The sequence below is a fragment of the Pseudomonas sp. GM60 genome, assembly GCF_000282415.1.
In the GTDB taxonomy this organism is placed as follows: domain Bacteria; phylum Pseudomonadota; class Gammaproteobacteria; order Pseudomonadales; family Pseudomonadaceae; genus Aquipseudomonas; species Aquipseudomonas migulae.
Window position 1 is genome coordinate 1 of record NZ_AKJI01000042.1, and the last position, 19,145, is coordinate 19,145.

Below are 19,145 nucleotides of genomic sequence, written 5' to 3' on the forward strand. Positions count from 1 at the left end.
TCGCCGGAAAGCCGGCTCCTACAGTGAAACGCGGTCAACTGTAGGAGCCGGCTTGCTGGCGATCGAACGTTAACGCGGTCCGCCTGCTTAAACACCCAGGCCCTGTAGGCCCCACACCTACAAGCACCAAACAAAACCGCACAGCCCCCGGAAAATCGTTTGTTGCCGATCATTACATCCCCACCTAACATCCCTCCTCAACGGGTACAGCGGAGCTGTCCAACAAAACCCGAATTCAAGGAACCTGAATGAGCCAGCGCATCTACCGCAGCATCGACACCCCACTCCGATCCGGCCTGAACCGCGATGAACTGTGGGAAGGCCCCGACAAAGGCCTGATCAAATGCTGGGAAATCGGCCGCCAACGCGCCGCACGCTTTCCCGAAATGGCCCAACAATGCCTGGCCGGTGAACTGCCGGTGCTGGGCTGGAAAGGGGGCGTCAGCCGCAGCCTGAAGAAACTCGAAAAGTACGGATCCCTCAAGTACCTCGCCCAGTGGCAAGGTTTGCGTGGGGAAGACCTGGACGTTGACCTGGCTGAAGAACGGGCATTGACCTGCTCGCGAACCGGGATGGTGGTGACGTTTACGCCGGATCGGGCGAAGTACTTCAATCAGGTCATGGAAACGGAAGTCTGATCTGCCTCGGAACTCACCGAAAACCGCTCCCGATACGCTTGCGGCGTCACGCCCATCGCCCGCAGGAAGCTGCGCCGCAACGTCTCTTCGCTGCCAAACCCGCACTGCACCGCGACCCGTTTGATCGGCACGCCGGTATCGCTGAGTAACCGCCGCGCCGTCTCGACCCGAATCAGTTCGATAGCCCGCGCGGGTGTCTGGCCGGTGTCGGCGCGGTAGTGACGGACGAAGCTGCGTTCGCTCATGCCAGCCTGCAAGGCGAGGGTCGGAACGCCCAGGTCCATGGTGAGGTTTTCGCTGATCCAGGCGTGAAGATCGTCGAAACGGTTGCCTTCCTTTTGCAACGACAGGGTCACGCTGAATTGTGATTGACCGCCCGGACGCTTCAAAAACACCACCAACTGCTGCGCCACTTCCAGCGCCATGGTGCGACCGAGGTCCTCTTCGACCATGGCCAGCGCGAGGTCGATGCCGGCAGTGACGCCGGCCGAGGTCCAGACCGGGCCGTCGTTGATAAAGATTGGATTGGGTTCGACACGCAAGCGCGGGTGTTTTTGCGCCAACTGCTCGCAACGGGTCCAGTGAGTGACCACCCGCCGGCCATCGAGCCAACCGCTGGCCGCCAGCAAAAATGCCCCGGTGCACACCGATGACACCCGCCGACACCCCGCCGCATGCTCACGCACCCAAGCCACCAGCGCCTCATCCTCCGCCGCCGCATAAACGCCCCAGCCGCCGGCAATGATCAATGTGTCGCTGCCCTGCCCGGGCAACGGTTCGGCCACCAGCGCCAAGCCCGCCGACGACATCACCGCCCCGCCGCCACTGGCAATCACCGTCGGCGCGTAAGGCGGCGGCAAGCCTTTCTGGCGGGCAATGTCATTGGCCGAGGCGAATACCTGCAGCGGTCCGGTGACGTCGAGCAGTTGCACGTTGGTGAAGGCGAGCACATGAATAGACTTGGGCATACTTGGCGTAATTCGTGTGGTAATTGGCGTATACGCCAAATCCTACGAGCCTACAGTGAAGCCGTCCACCCACTTCACGAGAAAAACACCATGACGTTGCAGATCGGTTTTCTGTTGTTCCCGCAGGTTCAGCAATTGGACCTGACCGGCCCTTACGACGTACTCGCCTCGCTGCCGGACGTAAAGGTGCATTTGATCTGGAAAGACCTGATGCCGGTCACCGCGAGCACCGGCCTGGTGCTCAAGCCCACCACCACTTTCGATGATTGCCCGGCGCTGGATGTGATCTGCGTTCCCGGCGGCAGCGGTGTCGGGCCGTTGATGGAGGATGAGCAGACGTTGGCGTTCATCAAGGCGCAGGCGGCCAATGCGCGGTATGTCACCTCGGTGTGCACCGGCGCATTGGTGCTCGGCGCAGCAGGTTTGCTCAAGGGTAAGCGCGCCACGACTCACTGGGCGTATCACGAGTTGCTTGGACCGTTGGGTGCAATCCCGGTGAAGGATCGGGTGGTGCGCGATGGCAATCTGCTGACCGGTGGCGGGATCACCGCAGGGATCGACTTTGCCCTGACCCTGGCGGCTGAATTGTTCGATAAGGACACGGCGCAATTGGTGCAATTGCAGCTGGAGTACGCGCCAGCGCCGCCGTTTGAATCCGGTAGCCCGGAATCAGCGCCTCAGAGTGTTTTGGCAGAGGCTCATCGGCGTACGGCGCCATCGTTGCAGCAGCGGACGCTGATCACTGAACGGGCCGCAGCAAATCTCGGCTTGTAGGTAATCAATGTGGGTTCAGGTTCGCTCACACTCTGTGTACGACGGAGATCAACTGTAGGAGCCGGCTTGCTGGCGATGGCGTGCGTTCAGGCGATAAATCTGTTGACTGACCCACCGCCATCGCCAGCAAGCCGGCTCCTACAGTAGATGTACGTAATGGCTGAATCACTTTTCTACGGACGAAAAAAAACCCGCCAGAGGCGGGTTTTTCCCAAGACCATTGTCGACTCCCTGTCGGTAGCGAATCCTTGCTGATGGTCGATCATCCGTGATCCTGAAGCGCTTCCTGTGCTTCAGTTGATGTGGCTAGATTACGCATCGGATCCAATGTGCAATAGACGACATAGCTACCATCGCGTGTAAGACATTCGCTATACCAGCCCTTCCGAAAACCCTTAGGCGCCTCAGGTATCGAGCGCTCAAGCCGCGAGTTTCGCGGCCTGCAGCGGAGCTACGACGGGCAGGGCCTGCGCCATGGTGATCATTCTTCCTGTCTCACCCGGGCTTTGGCGGTTTCAGCCAAAAACTGTTCAATGTTGTTCAACTGTTCCTCCCAGCCCCGGCTGTCCATGCGGAAAGCCTTTTCGCGGCGTGTCTGGGGGATGTGATCGAAACCGGACTCGGAGACCTTGAGCAACGTACCTTCAGGGTGGTCCTCCAGCTCGAACTTCACCAGCGTGGTGGGTTCCTGGGAATAGTCGACTTCCGGGCGCACCGCGTAGGGGTGCCAGCGAAACGAAAACACCCGCTCCGGCTCGACCCGCTCCACCAGCACATTCCACAAAACGTGCTCATAACCGGGGTACGTGACCTGCCCCTGAGTCCACTCGCCGGCGACAAAACGCTTGCCTTCCAATGCCACGCCAAACCACTGCCCGAACGCCTCGGCATGGGCCAGTACACGCCAGACCTGCGAGCGCGGGGCTTTAAGCAGGATCTTCCTTTCGATGCGATCTGATGCTGGGTTCATAAGTCACCTCCTGTACTGAACAGTAGGCCTGTGTGACCACAAGTCCAACCCTAAAGTTGTACCAATCGGGCCTCTCAATCAACCTGCCTGAAATATTCGGCCGCACATCCGGGCCAAAGTTCGGCGCTGAGAACAAGAGTCATCGGGCGGGAGCTGCTACCGTTTGCAGGGACGACATTGACCGGACAAGGAAGATTCATGCAGCCCTCACTCACGGAACGTTATCGCGGCGCCCTGCTGGGCCTGGCCTGCGGTGATGCCGTCGGCACCACGGTCGAGTTTCAGCCACGCGGCTCGTTCAGGCCCCTGACCGACATGGTGGGCGGCGGCCCATTCAACCTGAAACCCGGGCAATGGACCGATGACACCTCAATGGCGTTGTGCCTGGCCGAAAGCCTGCTGAGCCAAAACGGCTTCGATGCCGCCGACCAGATGGGGCGCTACCTGAATTGGTGGCAATCGGGTTACCTCAGTTCCACCGGGGAATGCTTCGACATCGGCATGACCGTGAGCGAGGCCTTGGCCCGGTATCAGCAAACCGGCGACCCCTTCGCGGGTTCAACCGATCCCTATACGGCAGGGAACGGTTCGTTGATGCGGCTGGTGCCGGTGGTTTTGTACTACTTCCCCGACCGCGACCGGATCAGGGCGTTTTCCACAAACAGTTCCCGCACGACCCACGCCGCGCCTGAAGCCGTTGAGTGCTGCCAGTTGTTCGCCGAGCTGACAGGTAACGCGTTACAGGGCGCGGCCAAAGCGGATTTACTTCGCTTGCCGGCAACGACCTTCCTGGAGTCCAAAGTCGCCGCCATCGCCCGAGGCGACTATATCGACAAACCTGAAAGCGCTATCCGTGGCAGCGGCTATTGCGTGGCCTCCCTCGAAGCCGCGCTGTGGTGTTTTCATCACACCGACAGCTTCGAAGCCGCCATCCTGAATGCCGCCAACCTGGGCGATGACGCCGATACCACCGCCGCCATCGTCGGTCAGTTGGCCGGGGCTTTCTACGGTGTCCAGGCCATTCCCGAACGTTGGCTGGCGAAGTTATACCTGCGCGAAGACATCGAGACTTGCGCGGATCAATTGCTCAAGGCTTCAGGCGCTGACACCGCAAGTGAATGAGGCTTCGCTACACTGCACCTCTTCTTTTCCTGTCACAGCGAGTTTCCCATGTCCCCACGCGTGCTCCTGGCGCTGACGCCGTTGCTGTTCACCACCGTTGCCCATGCCGTCGATTGCGACAACGCCACCGACCAGGCCACGATGAATCAATGCGCGGCGCAGCAGAACAAGGCGGCGGACAAGGAGTTGAATGCGCTTTACCAGCAGATCACCGCGCGCTTGAAGGACAGCCCCGAGAGCAAGAAGCAGTTGATTGGCGCGCAACGGGCGTGGATCGGGTTCCGGGATGCCGAGTGCAGGTTTTCGGCGTCCGGGGTTGAGGGTGGGAGTGTTTATCCGTTGATTTACAGCAATTGCATCACGGACCTGACCAAGGCTCGGGTGGAGGCTTTCAAAACTTACTTGAAGTGCCAGGAGGGGGATTTGAGTTGCCCGGTGCCGGGGCAGTAAGTTCTCGATTGGTTTCATTGGCCTCATCGCCGGCAAGCCGGCTCCTACAGGGATTTTCAGTGTGACCGCGATTGCGTGAACACCCCTGCCCCCTGTAGGAGCCGGCTTGCCGGCGATGGCGTCAGATCAAACGCCGCAATTACCGAACAAATATCTGCGCCGTGGTAATCGCCATATCCCCACCCGGCAACTTGATGCTGCCCACCTGTTTCAGGCTGTCGGCATCAAAAATCGCCACATCGTTAAACGTCCCCGCCAGGTAAATCTTGCTGCCGTCCTTGTTGAAGGAAATGCAGTAGTAGGAATGATCCAGCGTTGCCGCCTGGAGCATTTTCTTTTCCTTGATGTCGTACTTCGCCAGGCGATTGAGCACGCCGAACATCAGGTTCGGGTCCTTCGGCGAGCGCATGCCGCTGAAGTAGATTTCCGTCAGCGGGCCGAAGTCGGTGGTTTCGGTCTTGCCGGTTTTCAGGTCGATGCTGAACAGCCCGTACAGGTACTCGGCGGTCAACGGATCCTGCTTCTTGTCCTTGAACTTTGCCGCGGTGTAGAGCAGCGAGAAGTCATGGCGATAGGTCTGCTGGTTCCACACGTAGAGCACGTCCGGTGCGCTGTAGTTCGCCCGTTTCCAGTGACGGCTGGGGATCAGCACGTCGAACTTGCCGGTTTTCACATCGACCTTGTAGACGTCCGCCCCGGCGACATAAAGCGTGCCGTCGTCGCCACTCTGCATGATGGTCAGCTGCCGTGGCGCCGGGAAACTGCGCACGGGTTTGGCATCCATGCCGGCGTTGGTGGCGTAGACATCCAGTCGTGGCTGCTGAACTTCATAGCGGTCATTGAGCATCAACGTCGGGTTGGCAACGGTGAACAGCTCCTTGCCGTCATGACTGAGGGTGAAGGCGAACATCGACCTCGCTTTCTCCCCCGGCTTCTGGGTGATGCTGGCGTGGAACACCTGTTTGCAGCTGTCCAGTTCGACGCCGTAGACATCCGCGTAGTGATTGTTCAGCACGTAGGCGGTCTTGCGGTCCGGCGACAGCTGAACAGTGCCCGGACCAAAGGCATCGGGCATCTTGCAGGTCTTGAACAGCGTGTCCGTGGCCAGGTCGATCACGTGCAGGTTGTTCGGGTAATTGGTGGTCAACATGTACTCGTGACCGTCTTGCAGAGCAGTGTTTTCATCGGCCAGAACAGTGAGCGAACAGGTGCTCAGGACGGCAAACGCGGCCAGGCCGCAGGCTTTGATGCTAGGCATGCTGGAATCCTTCTTGTCTGTCCGATCACTTGTCTTTAGGGAAGACAGTGCCAAGGTTGCGCCAGTTGTCGTTGGACGCCTGGGCATCCTTGTTCCAGTCCGGGTAGGTGCTCATCATGTCCGGCACCTGGGCCGGCCACCAGCAAGGGTCGGAGCAGCCATAAAGGTCGGCTTCCATCGGCTGGCACAGCGACGACACACCGCCAAACGCATCGATTTCCCAGCCCGGGTCGGTGGTCGAGGCGCAGCCCGCGACAGAGCTCATCGCCACCACTTCTTCGATACGGTTTTCGGCCGCGGCTTCATCGAGTTTCAACGCTTTGTTATTGATTGCCTTGAGATGTTTCATATCAGTGAGCCTTGCGCGGAGTGATGTAGCTGCTGATAAACGCAGGGTTGTTGGCCATGATCCGGGTGTAGACCTCGATGCCGAAGTCCACCCAGTCACGCATCAGTTCGCAGTAGTGATAGGTCGGGTGGGTCGGGTCGCCGTAACGGGCGTAACTCTCGTGGTAGCAGCCGCCGGAGCAGAGGTTGCGGATCTGGCAGTCTTCGCAGCCGGTGTTGGTACGGTCGAGACGCTGGGACAGGAAGTCGTTCAACTCCACCTGTTTCACCCCGCTGTGCACGTTGCCGAAGGTCGGCAAGGACGAGCCGGTGAAACGGTGGCACAGGTTCAGTTCACCCTTGTGATCCACCGCCAGCATTTTCAGGCCCGCGCCGCACGGCAGGGCTTTTTTGTGGCCTTCGTGGATGTCGGTGATCAACTGGTGAAGGTTGGAGAAGCCGATGTTGCGGTGCTCCAGCGCCGCTTCCAGATAACGCCGACCGAGCGCCTTCATGTTGGCGAACACCTGCACCAGTTCATCACTGGTGAGGTTGAAGCTACTGATGTCGCCGGAAGTCACCGGAGCAAAACCGACTTCGGCAAACCCCAGCTCGTTGAACAAGTGATCCCAGATGGTTTCGACGTCGGTAACGCCGGTGGTCAACGTCACTCGCGCGCCAACCGGACGGCTGTTGTAGCGCGACAGCAGCATCTCGGCCTTGCGCCGCACCACGTCATAGGTGCCCTGCCCGCCCACGGTGATGCGGTTGCGGTCGTGCACGGTTTTCGGCCCGTCGATACTGACGGAGAGCCCGAAACGGTGGGCGTTGAGGTAGTCCACGGTTTCTTCGGTGAGCAGCGTGGCGTTGGTGGTCATCACGAACTCGACGAACTTGCCGGCCTCGCGAAAACGCTTCTCACAGTAATCGACCATGTACTCGATCAGCTTGCGATTGCTCAACGGTTCGCCGCCGAAGAACACCACGGTGAAACGCTCTTCGTCCGGGGATTCGCGCAGCAGCATTTCCACTGACGCAATCGCCGTTTCAACGTCCATTTTCTTGCCCGCCGACGGCTTGTCGAGGTCTTCCTTGTAGCAGTAGGTGCAGCTCAGGTTGCAGCCGGTGTTGACGTTGAGCACCACGGTATTGATCGCGGTGCGCTCGACCCGTTTGGTGCCGATGTCCGGAGTCAGCGGCGAGCCGTCGCTGACCAGTTCCAGCGAGATCAGCTCGCGCAGGGTCTCGGTGATTTCTTCGCCGTTGAAACGTGCGGCCAGGCGCTGGATCAGGTCGTCCGACGAACAGCCTGGACCGCGCAAGGTGTCGATGATGGTGCCCGTCAGCTCATCACTGGCGAACAGCGAACTGCTGGGGATGTGGAACAGCATGCGGTCGGCGTCGACGTGCACTTCGTGCAGATTCCGCTCGACCAGATTCAAAATAGCGCCCATTGCAACCTCCTGTGCAGACCTCTTTTACGAGGCCTGCGGTCATTCCAAAAAGTGTCTGAAACAGTTAACGGTCAGCCAACTCATGGAATGGGTGGATTGTTCCAGCGTTGCACGGTGACGATCATGTGGCCCTCGCCGGTCAGGGATTTCCCTGCGTCGTCGACGGCGGCGATCACCTTGAGGTTGCCGGCATTGTTGGTGGACATTTTGCGTTGCGGGTTCGGCCCGGCATCGCCCGGTGTGAACACGCCGCTGTCAGCCTGCATGGTGCCGGCGAACTTGACGTCTTCGTCTTCCTTGGCGCGGTCGTCGAAGGCTTCGACTTTCCATTGCGCCGGGAACACGCCGATGCGATACGGTTTGCCGTCAGCGCCCTTGCCCCAGGCTTCGGCGTCAAAACGGCCCTGGACTTTCGGCGTCGAACCACCGCCCTCGCCGATCCGCGCCACCGAGAACTCGGGCACGACTTTGACTTCAGCGATTTTGCTGTAGACCGACAGGGTCGGGCCTTTCAGCGTGCCGACGGTGACGTTGCGCAGCCCCGGTTGGGCATTGGCAGCAGCCTTGAGCTTGACGCGCATACGCTGCGGACTTTGCTCCAGCACTTCGACCACTTCCACGCCTTTGCCGAAGTTCGGTTTACCGCTGAGACCGCTGCCGATCAGGGTCACTTCAGACTCGCTGCCGGCCTTGAGGTAACCCGGCTGCACAGCGAGCAAACGACTGCTGCCCTGCTTGGCGGCGACGAAGTCCAGACCCCGTTCATCGTGTTCGGCCTCGAACATCCGGCCTTGCATCGCATTGCCTTGGGCGGCGAACACCTGGCGCATGGTCACGCCGTCGATGGTCACGTTGCCGCGCCATTCGTAGCCGGTGTAGAGAATCGCGCTGCCGTCGCCATTGAACGGCGTGCCGTCGGCGTATTGGCCTTTGACGCTGACCTTGAAGGTGTCGTCGCCAGCGGCGGTCACGCTCATCACCCCGGCCAGTTCACCTTTGCCCGGCAAGTGGCCGCTGAAGCTCCAGTCACCGGCAAACGCTTCGGCTTTGGGTGCTGCGCTCAGCCATTTTTTCCAGGCAGGATTGTCCAGCGGATAACGCTTGGCCAACAGCGGCACCATGTCTTTGCGGGCAATGTCGAACCAGTCGCGGTCACGGGCCAATGCCTGGTATTCGAGGGACGGCCATTGGCCGAGGTGGAAGTTCACCAGGCGCTCCCATTCCTGGGCCGGACGCCGTTGCAAGGCGACCCGCGCACCGGAGTGGCAGCGACCGCACATCTGGCTGGTCTGGTCGTCGAACTTCTCGACGGTATTGAGTCGACGCTCCAGCGCGTAACGCACGCCGTCCGTCTCGCTCGGCGCCAGGCCCTGGGTGTCGGCCAGGTATTTGACCAGGGTACGGCGGTCGTCATCGCTGATCTGCAAACCATGCATGGTCTGCATCCGGGCGATGCTCATCAGCCAGCCTTCCGGGGTTTTGCGCTGGTGGCTGATGCGGCTCAGGGTGTTTTCAGCTTCAGGGGTGTGACAGCCCTGACAGGTTTCCTTGAGGATGGTCTGGGCGTCGCGGGCTGCCAGGCTGTCAGGCGAATGCAGCGCCACACACGCGGCCACGGCCAGCAGACTGACGCTCAGGCCTGATCGGAGTTTTCTCTTCATCAACGTCGAACCTCGCACGGTGCTTTCTTATTTTTGTGGCTTATCGTTTTTATGGTTTCTGCCGCCGGCGGCGCACCGCAGACGGAGGCAAGAGAAACGTCTGCGATGAGCAATACACGGAGCGTGCCAGCTTGCCGATTACCTTTTTTATCAAGCGTTTGCGTGAAGTTGAATGCGATTGGCCATGCTTGATCGAGAGCGCGTGCGTCTAATATCGCGACAGTTGTTGCAGTCTGAGACAAGCATAGATGCCTTAACCGGGACAGCTCATCGCACGACGATTGACGACAGGCCCGTGCGGGGGCGAAATGGTTGTTCACCAATTGCCGTTCAGGGGATAACGAAATGGCAAACATCACTGTCCTGGCGGGGGACTTTCTGCAGGGTGACGGAGAGTACAGAGACGGCGTTTTCACCTTGAGAACGTCGCTTCACCCGTGGCCCGGCATCACCCTGCCACTCTCCTCGTTCAAAAGCGTGGAAGTCGCCAACGAAGAGTCGCTCAACAACATCAAGGACGCCATCGGCTTTGGCGTCGCCGGGGCCATGCTGCTGGGGCCCATCGGCGCGATTGCCGGTTTCATGCTGGCCGGAAAAGAAACTGAAGTGACCTTTCTGGCAACGCTGAAAGACGACAAAAAGCTGCTGGCCGCCGTGGATGGCAACACATTCGACGAGATTTCCCGGAAAATAGCAGCCTGATTGCCTGACGCGAGCCGCACCGGCCTTCAACGGTGCGGCTTGTCGCCGGTTCAGATGGAATAGGTGGGATGAATGCTCTTGTGCGCCTCGATTTCCTGGCGCATGTCCGCCACCAGCGTGGCGATGGCATGGGGACTGTCCAGTGTCCACACCGGAACGTGGGTGGCGATCAGGTCCACTTTGCCCGTCATGCAGTCACAGACCCGGATCGTCATGGACTGGTCCGCTTCCATGTTGCAGGTGCAGACGGCGGGTAGAAAACTGTGTTCGATGATGCTTTGAATTTCCAGGGTTGAAAGGAACATCGCAACCTCCCTTACGCCAGATGTATAGCAGGGGAAATGCTCCGTCATTTCACCACCGAGCCTGAAAATTCTATTCCCCAAAAGTGGGGGGCTCAAGGGCGCAACCCGGTTGCTCGTCGTCTCGACGGGTGGTCATCGGCGCTCAAGTTATCGCGCTTTGCGCCGATAACTTGCTACACCAAACGTTAAGGGAATGACGACATGGCAATTTCTTTAAACGCTGCCTTGATCCAGCCATCGGCCGCTCAGCTCAGCCAGTCCAGCCAACCACTGACCGCGAAAACGCTGAGTGAAGACCTGCAGAAAACAGCGGTCAACATCAATCCGGCAGCGGTTTACCACCCAAGCGATGAAGCCCCGGCACCCAGTCCGACCATGGAGTCGATCGAGACCTGGATCGGCCGCACCCAGTCACCTGACTTCCCGCAGGTTGCCGAGCGGCACAAAAACGCCCATCAATCGCTGAAATCCTCATTCGAAGAGTTCCAGTCCGCGTTGGCCCACGCCTATCCGGATCTCGCCGACAAAAAATTTGGCTTCACCATTCAAGCGGATGGAAGCCTCAAAGCCCTCAACAGTTCAGGCCAGCTCAGTTCTTCCGACATGAATCGGCTGAACAATCTGCTGAATGCCTCCAGTTCGCTGAAATCGGCAGCGAGCAGTTACCGCGACGCCTCCATCGACCTGGTGGCCGCAGACTCCGTTTGGGGTGGCAGCTACGTGGGCGGGTACAACCTGAACAAGGAAAACTTCGCCAGCACCATCGATCTGGGCGCCCTGTTCTTGAAGAAAGGCTCGGTGCCAAACGCTGAGACCCTGAACGGCTTCTTCTCTTCGCAGTTGTGGAGTAAAGGCGAGCGGATGACGCAAGCAACAGAAGCGCAGATGCTGGCCGAGCGCAATAAGATCGACGTGACGGCCTGATTCCGACAACAGGGGCGGAGTGCCCGAATCAGCTCAGGCCGCATCGTTGGCCAGAGCTGAAAAAACCGTCTCTTGAATCTCAGCCGCCGTCGCGATTTGCGACAACACAGCGGAACCCGACGGCCCCGAATTTCATCCCGCGCCCGCCGCCAAAGGGCTATCCGGCCCTTCCAGACAATTGGCACAGCCATTGCGAAAGCCTCGTTCTCACGAACAACAAGAGGCCTCGCCATGACGCTCCCCTACCTGCTTCCCGCCACCTCGGCGTTCATCCAGCGCGCCCCGCGCATGCTTATCGGCGGCGACTGGGTCGAGGCTGCCGACGGCCAGACCATGCCACTGCACAACCCGGCCACCGGCGAAGTGCTGTGCGTGGTGCCGCGGGCCACGCCCGAAGACGTTGACCGTGCGGTGCTCGCGGCGCGTCAGGCGTTCGATGATTCCACCTGGACCCGCACCCGCCCCCGCGAGCGGCAGAATTTGCTGTGGAAACTTGCCGACCTGATGGAACGCGACGCCGAACTGCTGGCGCAGCTGGAATGCCTGAACAACGGCAAGAGCGCGGCGGTGGCTCAGGTGATGGACGTGCAACTGTCCATCGACTTCCTGCGCTACATGGCCGGTTGGGCGACCAAGATCGAAGGCTCCAGCGTGGAAGTGTCGTTGCCGCTGATGCCAAACGATCAGTTCCACAGTTTCATTCGTCGCGAAGCGGTGGGCGTGGTCGGCGCCATCGTCGCCTGGAACTTCCCGCTGCTGCTGGCCTGCTGGAAACTCGGCCCGGCACTGGCCACCGGTTGCACCGTGGTGCTCAAACCCGCCGATGAAACCCCGCTGACTGCCTTGAAACTTGCTGAGCTGGTGCTGGAAGCGGGTTATCCCGAAGGCGTGTTCAACGTGGTCACCGGCACCGGCATCACCGCCGGTTCGGCGCTGACCCACAACCCGCTGGTGGACAAGCTGACCTTCACCGGCTCCACCGCCGTCGGCAAGCAGATCGGCAAGATCGCCATGGATTCCATGACCCGCGTCACCCTGGAACTGGGCGGCAAATCGCCGACCATCGTCATGGCCGACGCCGACCTGAAGTCCGCTGCCGCAGGCGCTGCCAGTGCGATTTTCTTCAACCAGGGCCAGGTCTGCTGTGCCGGTTCGAGGCTGTATGTGCAGCGCAAGCATTTCGACAATGTGGTGGCGGACATCGCCGACATTGCCAACGCCATGAAGCTCGGCAACGGGCTGGACCCGAGTGTCGAGATGGGGCCGCTGATTTCGGCGCGGCAGCAGGAACGGGTTTACGGGTACATCGAAAAAGGTCGGGAAAGCGGTGCGACGATTGCCTGCGGCGGTGAGCAATTCGGGCCGGGATTCTTCGTCAAACCGACGGTGATCGTTGATGTCGACCAGAAGCACTCGCTGGTGCAGGAAGAGATCTTCGGGCCGGTGCTGGTGGCCATTCCATTTGATGATGAAGCCGATGCGTTGCGCATGGCCAACGACAGTCCCTACGGGCTTGGCGCGAGCATCTGGTCGAATGATCTGGCGGCGGTGCACCGGATGATTCCACGGATCAAATCCGGTTCGGTGTGGGTCAATTGCCACAGCGCTCTGGACCCGGCGCTGCCGTTTGGCGGGTACAAGATGTCGGGGGTCGGGCGGGAGATGGGGTATGCGGCGATCGAGCATTACACCGAGTTGAAGTCGGTGTTGATCAAGCTTTGATTTTCAGCGTTCTTTAGGCCGCCTTCGCGGGCAAGCCTCGCTCCTACAAGGGCACGAAAACCTGTAGGAGCGAGGCTTGCCCGCGAAGAGGCCAGACCAATCGCTACAAATATCAGGGCTTGAACCCCTGCCCCAACAACCAACTGCGAACCATCCTCCCCTGCTCCACCGTCAACCCCGCCAACGCCTGCCCGGCCGGTTCGGTCCGCAACCTGCGCACCAGCGGCGCCAACTCAACCCCCTGCACATGCCAGATCCCCAATGGCTGATCCGCTGTGATCACCACCTCGGCCTCATCCACAAACCCATCCTTCAACACCGGCGCCCGCTCGATCCGCAGCGCGGCAAAATCCGCCTCGGCATGCGCCACCTCGGCATCCGGCCACTGCCGCCGCGCCTGCCAGAATGGTTGATCCAGCCAACGCTGCTCATCGGCATAAAAGTCCCGCCCGATCCGCGCAAAACGCAAAAACAACTGCTCCACCCGTTGCTGATGAAAACGCTGTGCCAACGCCGCCCGCTCAGGTTTTCGCAACAACGTGTTGATCACCGTCGGCGCCTGCAACGCCGAGGATAAGGACTGAAAGATTCCATTGCCCGACAACGGGTCCACCGCCATCGCCGCATCGCCAACCCGAATCCAGTTTTCGCCGCACACCTGCGGGCTCAAAATCGCGGTGCTGCTGCGGGCGTGCAGCTGTAGATCGACCTCATGTTCGACACCAAAAAACTCACGCGCCAACGAGGAACCCTGGCGCTGCTGGCGACAGTAATCAAGCAACTGCGCCTTGCCCGGCAGCTCGGCACTGGCCACGTCCACCGTCCATTGCCAATAACACTGACCGTCCGCCCGCCGCGCCATCCACGCCCAGCCGTCCGAAAGGCTTTCCACGGCACTGGCGGTGTTGCCGGGTACGCCTTGCCAGCGATTGAGCAGGCTGACCGTCTCCGGCCCGCGCAGCCCCTTGCCGAGTGCGGGTGCCTGGCGTCCGCGCGCCTCGACGAGGAAGTCCGCGAGCAACGCCTCACGCCCTTCAATCTCGACCCGATGTCCCTCCGCCGAGGTTTGAACGCTCAGCACCCGACCTTCAATCAGCTCAACGCCCGCCAGGCGCAGGTCCTCACGCAGTCCTCGATCAAAGCTCGGGCGGTCCAGCAGGAATTCGATGTTTTGCGCATGCTGCTGACCGTTCCACGACACCTGCCGCTGCGACGGCAACGCCGCATCCGCCAGCGCCTGATGCAGACCGGCACCGCGCAAGGCCTCCAGCACCCGCAGCGAAACGCCTTCCAGCGCCGCAAACCGGCGCCACTCGCTGACCAGCGTCACGGGGTAACCGAGCCGCCGCAAGCCCAAGGCAACCGCCGCCCCCGCTGGCCCCGCGCCCAGAATCAGGATCATGCTCCGAAGCGCCGTTCAGGACCGCGATAACGGGCATTCTTGCGCAGCCAGTCGATGATCTGTTCGTTGCTCGCCTCGGGCTGTGAAACCAGGAAACCGGCAATGTGCCCGCTCAACGCCGCGCAGCCCAGACTGGCACCGGACTGCCCCGGGTACGTCCCGTGCACGCACGCCGCGAAATCCGCCTGAGCGCTGTTGAGCCAAGACCATTCCTGTTCGGCGCAACGTGCATCGCCGGTCACCCGCAGCACCTGTGGATAATTCGCCGGGAACACGCCCTCGCCCTGCGCCGGGCTCGACGCACACAGCAGAATGCCCTGCGCTACTGCTGCCGCGCAGGCTTCGCGCAATAGACTGCGGTCCTGGCGCAAACCGAGGCTCAGGTTGATCAGCCGTACGTCCTGCGCCACCAGCCAGTCAATCGCCGTGGCAATCTGCAGGGCGCTGGTGACGCCACGCTGGTCGAACACCTGAGCCACGCAGAACACCGCCGAAGGGGCCCGATGACTAATGGCTTCGATCACCGCGCTGCCGTGGCCGAGCGGGTCGTCGCGCAAGTCACTTTCGGCCAGGCCGTCCGCCAGCAACGAGAACCGTCGCCCGGCGATCACCTGCACCCGCTGCGCCGCCGAATGGCCGCTGTCCACCACACCGATTCGCAGTTCAGACTTCATGCTGCACCGTTTTCGACGTGAGCACGCCGTCGAGCAATTCGAAGCGCAGGTCGGCATCGGCCAACGTTGAGGGACGATGACTGATGAGGATGCGCGTGCGTCCGGCAAACAGTCGGTCGATGGCCTCGATCACTTCGCGCTCGGTGGCTTCATCCACCGCCGAAGTGGCTTCGTCGAGCACCAGAATCAACGGGTCCTGCAACAGTGCCCGGGCGATGGCGATGCGCTGTTTCTGCCCGCCGGACAACTGCTGCCCGCGTTCGCCCAACGGACTGTCGAGGCCTTCGGGCAATGAGGCGATCAGGCTGTCGAGTTGCGCCAGCCGCGCTACGTCGGCGATTGCTTCGCGGCTGGCGTCGGGCACCGCGTAGGCCAGGTTATCGGCGAGGCTGCCGCGAAACAGCACGATGTCCTGACTGACCACGGCAATCCGCCGGCGCAACTGGAACAGGTCCAGTTCCCGCAGGTCGACCTCGCCGAGCAGCACCCGCCCGGACTGTGGATCGTGATGCCGTTGCAGCAAATCGATCAGCGTCGATTTGCCGACGCCGGAGCCGCCGCTCAGGGCGACTTTCAAACCGTAGGGAATCCGCGCTTCAATGCCGCGCAAGGTGCTCGGCCGACCGGGATGGCTGAAGTGCACGTCGTCGAAACGCAGTTCGCCGGAGGTCGGCATTGGCCGGGGTTCAACGGGGGTCAGCACGGTCGGTTCTTCACCGCGCAATTCCATGACGCGCCCGAGACTGACCGTCATCCGCTGAATCGCCACGTAGAGCCCAAGCAGACTTTGAACCGGCCCGACCGCCATCCCCAGATAGGTGGAAAACGCGATCAGCGCCCCCAGTTGCCAGGTACCTTGCACCACCCAATAACCGCCAATCAAAAACGCACAGGCACGGGACAGCGAGGTCAGCGTGCCCGGCACCGCCTGGGTGAAAAACTCGGTGACTTGCAGGCGCAGCAGTTGACTCATGTAGCCCTGCCCCAACGCCTCCAGACGCCGCGACTCACGTTGCTGCTGACCGGCCGACTGAATGAATTTCATCACCGGCAGGGTCTCGACCATGAACGACGACATGTCCGCCGAACGCTCGCGCAACTGGCGCACATCGCGCTCGACCTTACGCCGCATCCAGCGCAGCCAGAGCACGTCGAGGGGAATCAGCACCAGCGCCAGCAGCGACAACTTCCACGACAACGTCAGCAACATCGCCACGGCGACCACCAGGCCGATCACGCTCGACACTGCCGAGAACAGCGAATCCACGGCGAAGCGCTGGATCTCCGCGACATCGCCATCGAGGCGCGACATCAGGTCGCCGATGCGCCGTTGCCCGTAGAAGCTCGGTGACAGGGTTTGCAAATGCCGATAAAGGTCGTCGCGCAGCGAGAACAGAATCCGCCCGGACAGCCGCGTGTGCAGGTAACGATTGATCCCCGAGAGCGCCGTGCCGAGCAGCCCGGCGACGATCATCAACCCGGCGATCAGTACCAGCATGGGGAAGTTGCGGGCCAGCAAGCCATCGTCGATCAGCAGCTTGGTCAGCCAGGGTTGCACCAGCACCAGCGACGAGGCGCAGACCGATAAACCGAGCAGTCCGGCAATCGCCAGACGATGCGGGCGCACAAAGCTGTAGAGCCAGCGCAACGCCGCTTGCAGGGCTTCGGGATTCTGGCTGTCGATCAGCCGAACGATCAGGCGCTGCATCACGAACGCAACTGTTTGAGCTTGCGGTACAAGGTTGCGCGGCTGATGCCCAAGGCATCGGCAGCGGCCGAGACGTTGCCCTGATGGCTGTCCAGGGACTGGCGAATCAGCTCCAGTTCGTTTTCGCGAATGCTCCCGGACGCCGGCCGCTCGCTGGCGTTCAGTTCGTCGAGCATGCTGTCGGGCAAATGATCGAGAGTGAGGACGGTGTCCCCCGGTTCGCGCATGGCCAGCGCCGTGCGCAAGACCATTTCCAGTTGGCGGATGTTGCCCGGCCAGTGGTAACCCGCGAGCAAGCGGTTCAAGTCGTCATGCAGGAGCATGGCCGGTGCATCTAGCCTGGCCAGCAGACGACCGACCAGCGCGTTGAAATCGTCGCGTTCGCGCAGGGCCGGCAACATCACGCTGATGCCGTTGACCCGATAGAACAGGTCTTCACGGAAGTGTTTTTCTTCGACCAGGCGCTTGAGGTCGCGGTGGGTCGCGCAGATCAGGGCGACGTCGATGTCCTGTTCTTCACCGGCGCCCAAAGGCGCGACCTTACGGTCCTGCAATACGCGCAGCAGACGCGCCTGCAAGGCCAGCGGCATGTCGCCGATTTCGTCAAGAAACAACGTGCCGCCATGGGCCTGTTGCAGACGCCCGATCATGCCGCCGCGACGGGAACCGGTGAACGCGCCTTCGCGGTAACCGAACAGTTCCGACTCGATCAGGCCTTCGGGAATCGCCGCACAGTTCACCGCGACAAAGGGCTTGTCGCAGCGGCTGCCGGCCATGTGCAAGGCGCGCGCGATCATTTCCTTGCCGGTGCCTGTTTCGCCGAGCAGCAACACCGGCAACTCGTTGGCCAGCCCCTGACGGGCCATGCGTAAGGCGCGGGCATAACGGACGTTGCTGCCGGCCAGGGCGTCGAGATCCGGTTGAGGTTTGGCGGTTTTCGCCGGGCTGCGCGGCGGCGTGCTGACGTTGATCGAGCGCTGCGGTGCGCGCAGGGTTTTATAGAAAAATTCGCCTTTGGCGGTCTGTAAACTGCCGACGCCGCCCTGATGCAAACGCGACAACAGTTGCAAGCCGTCGACGCCGAGAAACTCTTCGCAACGGCGACCGACCAGCGCCGAGCGTTCGGCATGGAGCAACTGACACGCCTGGGCGCTGACCGCAAGAATCTGCCCGCCAAGGCTTACCGCCAGCAAGCCCTGCCAAGGGGATTCGAGGTACTGCCGGCGGCTGTGGAACGCCAGCACGATCTGGTCAGGGAAACTGGCGTTGAACACCCGGCTTTCAATCTGGCTGACCGCCATGGCCAACAGCGCGGTGCTGTCGTGAACGCGGCCGAGCGGGCCTTCGCGGGTCAGGTCGAGGACGCCGAGGATGTCGCCTTGCGGGCAATAAATCGGCACTGAGGTGCAGGAGAAATCGGTCAGGCGATCGAGGTAATGCTCGCCGCAATCGATCATCGTCGGCCGGGCTTCCACCAGCGCGGTGCCCAGCGCGTTGGTGCCGCGAGCGGCTTCGCTCCAGCAGGCGCCAAGGGTGATGTCCTGCAGGCCGCTGCCCTTGAGGCGATCGGCGCGGCCTTCGACCGCGAGGATGGTCGCGTCGGAATTGGCGAGAATGATCAGGCCTTCCTTGCCCTGGCGGTCGGCCAGGTAATCGATCGCCGGCAATGCCGCGTCGATCAGCAGGCGATTGTTCGCCAGCAGCACGTCGAGACTCGCGCTCGACTCCAGCGCCAGTTCATGTTTGCTGTTGAAATGCACGCCATGGCTGAGGCTGCGTCGCCACGATGCATCGATTTCCGCCCGCAACACGCCATCGGGGACTTCACCCTCAAGATGGAGTTTTTCCCGGGCCAGCCGGGCTTCATGGTGCAGCTTGGGGGAAGTTGTTTTTATTAGCGTCATCAAGCGCTCCGAATCGGTCCGCCCTGCGCTTTTTTAAGTTCAGCGCCCTGCCGCAATCTTTACGTTAACGTCAGGGCGATGGCAAGTGCCTTACAGCGCTTGTGTTCTTTCAAGCCAACCGCGTCATCGTTCATCGCCGGCAAGCCAGCTCCTACAGGTTCGGCGTTAACCACAATTTAGCG

Annotated in this window: 18 protein-coding genes; 7 read left to right on the plus strand and 11 right to left on the minus strand. The window is 61.2% G+C overall.

The genetic code is table 11. The annotated features are described in order from the left end of the window. Positions 1-248 precede the first annotated feature (248 nt). A complete protein-coding gene (locus PMI32_RS18185; RefSeq protein ID WP_008027948.1) occupies positions 249-638 on the plus strand; it encodes a hypothetical protein in 390 nt (129 codons plus the stop codon). Here PMI32_RS18185 and PMI32_RS18180 read toward each other — a convergent pair. Then, positions 614-1,606 (minus strand): GlxA family transcriptional regulator, encoded by a 993-nt coding sequence (locus tag PMI32_RS18180; protein WP_008027949.1) that lies wholly within the window; start codon positions 1,604-1,606, stop codon positions 614-616. The genes PMI32_RS18185 and PMI32_RS18180 overlap by 25 nt on opposite strands. 90 nt (positions 1,607-1,696) lie before the next feature. On the opposite strand from PMI32_RS18180, the gene inhA reads away from it, so the two are divergent. Beyond that, positions 1,697-2,380 (plus strand): isonitrile hydratase, encoded by a 684-nt coding sequence (inhA, locus tag PMI32_RS18175; RefSeq protein WP_008027950.1) that lies wholly within the window; start codon positions 1,697-1,699, stop codon positions 2,378-2,380. Positions 2,381-2,861: 481 nt separating this feature from the next. On the opposite strand, the gene PMI32_RS18170 is transcribed toward inhA, so the two are convergent. Next, a complete protein-coding gene (locus PMI32_RS18170) occupies positions 2,862-3,350 on the minus strand; it encodes an SRPBCC family protein (protein WP_008027951.1) in 489 nt (162 codons plus the stop codon). A 198-nt stretch (positions 3,351-3,548) separates the two neighbouring features. On the opposite strand from PMI32_RS18170, the gene PMI32_RS18165 reads away from it, so the two are divergent. After that, positions 3,549-4,472 (plus strand): ADP-ribosylglycohydrolase family protein, encoded by a 924-nt coding sequence (locus PMI32_RS18165; RefSeq protein WP_008027952.1) that lies wholly within the window; start codon positions 3,549-3,551, stop codon positions 4,470-4,472. Between the two features lie 48 nt (positions 4,473-4,520). After that, on the plus strand, positions 4,521-4,922 hold the full coding sequence (locus PMI32_RS18160; RefSeq protein ID WP_008027953.1) for a lysozyme inhibitor LprI family protein: 402 nt from the start codon (positions 4,521-4,523) through the stop codon (positions 4,920-4,922). A 139-nt stretch (positions 4,923-5,061) separates the two neighbouring features. Here the strand turns inward: PMI32_RS18160 and peaD are convergent, their stop codons facing one another. The 4 genes from peaD to peaA form a co-directional block, all read right to left on the minus strand. Further along, positions 5,062-6,180 carry a quinohemoprotein amine dehydrogenase subunit beta gene (peaD, locus tag PMI32_RS18155; RefSeq protein WP_008027955.1) on the minus strand — a complete coding sequence of 373 codons (1,119 nt, stop codon included), beginning with the start codon at positions 6,178-6,180 and terminating at the stop codon, positions 5,062-5,064. Positions 6,181-6,205: 25 nt separating this feature from the next. Next, positions 6,206-6,529, minus strand: a complete 324-nt coding sequence (qhpC, locus tag PMI32_RS18150) for a quinohemoprotein amine dehydrogenase subunit gamma (protein ID WP_008027961.1) — start codon at positions 6,527-6,529, stop codon at positions 6,206-6,208. Between the two features lies 1 nt (position 6,530). Beyond that, the gene (gene peaB, locus PMI32_RS18145; RefSeq protein WP_008027964.1) at positions 6,531-7,961 is read right to left on the minus strand and encodes a quinohemoprotein amine dehydrogenase maturation protein; all 1,431 of its coding nucleotides are present in this window, start codon (positions 7,959-7,961) and stop codon (positions 6,531-6,533) included. 80 nt (positions 7,962-8,041) lie between these two features. Further along, positions 8,042-9,622 (minus strand): quinohemoprotein amine dehydrogenase subunit alpha, encoded by a 1,581-nt coding sequence (gene peaA, locus PMI32_RS18140; protein WP_008027966.1) that lies wholly within the window; start codon positions 9,620-9,622, stop codon positions 8,042-8,044. Between the two features lie 345 nt (positions 9,623-9,967). Here peaA and PMI32_RS18135 point away from each other — a divergent pair, with 345 nt between their 5' ends. Next, a complete protein-coding gene (locus PMI32_RS18135; protein ID WP_008027968.1) occupies positions 9,968-10,324 on the plus strand; it encodes a hypothetical protein in 357 nt (118 codons plus the stop codon). Between the two features lie 50 nt (positions 10,325-10,374). Here PMI32_RS18135 and PMI32_RS18130 read toward each other — a convergent pair whose 3' ends face one another. After that, the gene (locus PMI32_RS18130) at positions 10,375-10,629 is read right to left on the minus strand and encodes a DUF1652 domain-containing protein (protein ID WP_008027970.1); all 255 of its coding nucleotides are present in this window, start codon (positions 10,627-10,629) and stop codon (positions 10,375-10,377) included. A gap of 201 nt (positions 10,630-10,830) precedes the next feature. Between PMI32_RS18130 and PMI32_RS18125 the strand changes: the two genes are divergently transcribed. Then, positions 10,831-11,553: a hypothetical protein gene (locus PMI32_RS18125; RefSeq protein ID WP_008027972.1), complete on the plus strand. Its 723-nt coding sequence runs from the start codon at positions 10,831-10,833 to the stop codon at positions 11,551-11,553. Positions 11,554-11,784: 231 nt separating this feature from the next. Then, complete coding sequence (locus PMI32_RS18120) at positions 11,785-13,275, plus strand: aldehyde dehydrogenase family protein (RefSeq protein WP_008027974.1); 1,491 nt, start codon at positions 11,785-11,787, stop codon at positions 13,273-13,275. Positions 13,276-13,387: 112 nt separating this feature from the next. Here PMI32_RS18120 and qhpG read toward each other — a convergent pair whose 3' ends face one another. Genes qhpG through PMI32_RS18100 form a run of 4 tightly spaced genes read right to left on the minus strand, consistent with a single transcriptional unit; the run spans position 13,388 to position 18,963 of the window. After that, complete coding sequence (qhpG, locus tag PMI32_RS18115; protein WP_008027976.1) at positions 13,388-14,677, minus strand: flavin-dependent monooxygenase QhpG; 1,290 nt, start codon at positions 14,675-14,677, stop codon at positions 13,388-13,390. Further along, positions 14,674-15,351 (minus strand): subtilisin-like serine protease QhpE, encoded by a 678-nt coding sequence (qhpE, locus tag PMI32_RS18110; protein ID WP_008027979.1) that lies wholly within the window; start codon positions 15,349-15,351, stop codon positions 14,674-14,676. Before qhpE ends, qhpG begins: the two co-directional genes overlap by 4 nt. Further along, positions 15,341-17,059, minus strand: coding sequence for an ABC transporter ATP-binding protein (locus PMI32_RS18105; protein ID WP_008027982.1), 1,719 nt, complete (start codon positions 17,057-17,059; stop codon positions 15,341-15,343). Before PMI32_RS18105 ends, qhpE begins: the two co-directional genes overlap by 11 nt. Continuing rightward, positions 17,059-18,963, minus strand: a complete 1,905-nt coding sequence (locus tag PMI32_RS18100; RefSeq protein ID WP_008027984.1) for a sigma-54-dependent Fis family transcriptional regulator — start codon at positions 18,961-18,963, stop codon at positions 17,059-17,061. Before PMI32_RS18100 ends, PMI32_RS18105 begins: the two co-directional genes overlap by 1 nt. Positions 18,964-19,145 lie beyond the last annotated feature (182 nt).

What these genes read in the sequence shown, in the direction of transcription:
- PMI32_RS18185 (WP_008027948.1), top strand. Translation starts at nt 249, where the DNA reads ATGAGCCAGCGCATCTACCGCAGCATCGACACCCCACTCCGATCCGGC.
- PMI32_RS18180 (WP_008027949.1), bottom strand. Translation starts at nt 1,606, where the DNA reads ATGCCCAAGTCTATTCATGTGCTCGCCTTCACCAACGTGCAACTGCTC.
- inhA (WP_008027950.1), top strand. Translation starts at nt 1,697, where the DNA reads ATGACGTTGCAGATCGGTTTTCTGTTGTTCCCGCAGGTTCAGCAATTG.
- PMI32_RS18170 (WP_008027951.1), bottom strand. Translation starts at nt 3,350, where the DNA reads ATGAACCCAGCATCAGATCGCATCGAAAGGAAGATCCTGCTTAAAGCC.
- PMI32_RS18165 (WP_008027952.1), top strand. Translation starts at nt 3,549, where the DNA reads ATGCAGCCCTCACTCACGGAACGTTATCGCGGCGCCCTGCTGGGCCTG.
- PMI32_RS18160 (WP_008027953.1), top strand. Translation starts at nt 4,521, where the DNA reads ATGTCCCCACGCGTGCTCCTGGCGCTGACGCCGTTGCTGTTCACCACC.
- peaD (WP_008027955.1), bottom strand. Translation starts at nt 6,180, where the DNA reads ATGCCTAGCATCAAAGCCTGCGGCCTGGCCGCGTTTGCCGTCCTGAGC.
- qhpC (WP_008027961.1), bottom strand. Translation starts at nt 6,529, where the DNA reads ATGAAACATCTCAAGGCAATCAATAACAAAGCGTTGAAACTCGATGAA.
- peaB (WP_008027964.1), bottom strand. Translation starts at nt 7,961, where the DNA reads ATGGGCGCTATTTTGAATCTGGTCGAGCGGAATCTGCACGAAGTGCAC.
- peaA (WP_008027966.1), bottom strand. Translation starts at nt 9,622, where the DNA reads ATGAAGAGAAAACTCCGATCAGGCCTGAGCGTCAGTCTGCTGGCCGTG.
- PMI32_RS18135 (WP_008027968.1), top strand. Translation starts at nt 9,968, where the DNA reads ATGGCAAACATCACTGTCCTGGCGGGGGACTTTCTGCAGGGTGACGGA.
- PMI32_RS18130 (WP_008027970.1), bottom strand. Translation starts at nt 10,629, where the DNA reads ATGTTCCTTTCAACCCTGGAAATTCAAAGCATCATCGAACACAGTTTT.
- PMI32_RS18125 (WP_008027972.1), top strand. Translation starts at nt 10,831, where the DNA reads ATGGCAATTTCTTTAAACGCTGCCTTGATCCAGCCATCGGCCGCTCAG.
- PMI32_RS18120 (WP_008027974.1), top strand. Translation starts at nt 11,785, where the DNA reads ATGACGCTCCCCTACCTGCTTCCCGCCACCTCGGCGTTCATCCAGCGC.
- qhpG (WP_008027976.1), bottom strand. Translation starts at nt 14,677, where the DNA reads ATGATCCTGATTCTGGGCGCGGGGCCAGCGGGGGCGGCGGTTGCCTTG.
- qhpE (WP_008027979.1), bottom strand. Translation starts at nt 15,351, where the DNA reads ATGAAGTCTGAACTGCGAATCGGTGTGGTGGACAGCGGCCATTCGGCG.
- PMI32_RS18105 (WP_008027982.1), bottom strand. Translation starts at nt 17,059, where the DNA reads ATGCAGCGCCTGATCGTTCGGCTGATCGACAGCCAGAATCCCGAAGCC.
- PMI32_RS18100 (WP_008027984.1), bottom strand. Translation starts at nt 18,963, where the DNA reads ATGACGCTAATAAAAACAACTTCCCCCAAGCTGCACCATGAAGCCCGG.